This is a genomic window from Streptosporangium sp. LJ11, from assembly GCF_051918945.1.
Classification (GTDB): domain Bacteria; phylum Actinomycetota; class Actinomycetes; order Streptosporangiales; family Streptosporangiaceae; genus Streptosporangium.
On record NZ_JBPXMB010000083.1, the window covers coordinates 1 to 1,970 of the forward strand.

Sequence of the window (1,970 nt, forward strand, 5' to 3'; positions counted from 1 at the left end):
CACATGGCACGAGATCGGCACCGGGGGCGTGAGGGCTGCGCCGCGGATCCGCGGATCCGCGGTCACGTCGAGACGACCGTTAGACGGCCGTGCGCGACCACTGCTGGTTGGTGCCGGTGTTGCACGGATACTGCTTGATGATCACGCTGTCCGCGGTCGACGCGGCCGGTACGTCCACGCATTTGCCGCTGTGTCGTGCCCGGAGCTGGAAGTAGCCGCCGTTGGCGACCATCTGGAACTGCTGGTTGGCGCCGGTGCCACAGGTGTACTGGACGAGCTCGGCGCCGTCGGCGGTCGAAGCGCCCACCACATCGAGGCACTTTCCGCTGTGGCGGCTGATGATGCGCCAGTAGCCGCTGCCGGCGTCCTGGAACCGCCACTGCTGCCACGCGTTGCCGCCGTAGGTGTACTGGCCGACGCGCGCACCGTTGCTGGTGTTCGGCTGCTGGACGTCCATGGCCTTGCCGCTGTGGCGCGCGTTGATCCTGTAGAACGTCTCCGGCGTCGGCGTCGGCGTGGGGTTGGGGTCGCTGACGGCGTCGCCCCAGGCGTACCGGACCCGGTTGGAGCCGTGGCCGTTGCGGGTGGTCAAGTTGAGAGTGGTGCCGCTGCCGCCCAGGGAGAACATCGAGTACCAGTCGTAGCCGATGGTGCCCGTCTTGCCGCCGATGGCGGGCCAGTAGGTGCCGCCCATCTGGTTGTCCCGCATGACCTGGGCCACGGCGCGGAGGTAGCGCACGAAGTTGTCGGTGCTGTTCGGGTCGCCGTAGTTGAGGCCGGTGGACATCGGCGCGCCGAACTCGGTCGCGACCGCGCGGGAGGCGCAGTTGCCCAGACGCGTCTGGATGTGGCTTCGGAAGTCGTCGTAGGTCATGGCGCCGTAGAAGAAGGCGTAGTAGTGGAAGGACAGCAGTGTCGAGTTGAAGCGGCTGTCGTTGCAGATGTCCCGCAGGTCCTGGCTGAAGCCGGTGCCGCCGATGAGCACCCGGCCGGGCACCGCCGAGGTGTGATAGCCGAGCCAGTTCGCCGCGACGTTGCGCCATTCCGCCGACGAGTAGCCGTGCGGCTCGTTCATCGGCTCGAAGTAGACGTGGCTGTTTGAGCCGTAGGTGTTGGTCACGCTGGACCACATCGTGTTCCACGCGGCGAGGTTCGTGATCCTGCCGCCGGAGGCGGCGCCGTCCTCCCAGTAGGCCAGGATGACCTTGAATCCGCGTTCGGTGGCGGCGTCGATGGCGCCGCGGTAGGCGTTCCACCAGGTCGTGTTGGCCACGGTGTGGGTGTTGATGGGCAGCCGGACGGTGTTGACCCCCATGAGGTATTCCATGCTGTCGTAGAGCGAGTTGGCCTTGGCCCGTACCGTCGCGTTGCTGTCGGACTGGCTCAGGCCCTGCACGACGAGCGTGCCGGTGCTGAAGTTGTCACCCAGCACGGCCCAGTTCATGCCTCGAAATTGCCTGGTGTCGGCATTGGCCGGCGGCGCGGAGACGACGAGGCCTGTCACTGCGGTGAGCGCGGTCACCACAAGGACGATCAGTAACCGGCGCAGCGACCGAGTGCTTCGCGACGGTCCTGATGAGTGACCATCAGGCGCCATGATCAGTGCCATGAAATGTCCAATCACTAGATCTGAATTCCTGGGTCGGACCCTCGGCCGGCGTGACGACCGGGTTGTTGTGGTTCAGGGGCATCCGGCCGAGACCGTCGGAGCTCACCGCCGGGCGGAGGGCGTAGTCGTCGCCGGACTGGTTCGGCGACTCCTTGAAGTGGCCCACGACACAGGCCGGATGCGTGGCCGCCGACGCTGACGGCGCCGCGGCGATGTGGACGGCGCTCCTCGGCGCGGCCGCGACTACGTGACGGTGGCGACGATCTTTCGACGTGGGGACACCGCGGGCATCCTTTCCGGGAATCGGGGAGAAGACGTCGAGGGGCGACATCACGGCCGCGCACTCACGGCGAGGCCTCAG

At 67.1% G+C, this 1,970-nt stretch carries 1 protein-coding gene and 1 pseudogene; both read right to left on the bottom strand.

Annotated features, from left to right (window positions below; translation table 11 throughout):
* Positions 1 to 79: 79 nt before the first annotated feature.
* Positions 80 to 1,444 carry an RICIN domain-containing protein gene (locus ACTOQ3_RS43445; RefSeq protein WP_440089913.1) on the bottom strand — a complete coding sequence of 455 codons (1,365 nt, stop codon included), beginning with the start codon at positions 1,442 to 1,444 and terminating at the stop codon, positions 80 to 82.
* A gap of 142 nt (positions 1,445 to 1,586) precedes the next feature.
* Positions 1,587 to 1,970, bottom strand: a pseudogene (locus ACTOQ3_RS43450) (hypothetical protein); the annotation flags it as partial.

Coding starts and splice junctions, on each gene's coding strand:
- ACTOQ3_RS43445 (WP_440089913.1), bottom strand. CDS start 1,444: ATGAACTGGGCCGTGCTGGGTGACAACTTCAGCACCGGCACGCTCGTC.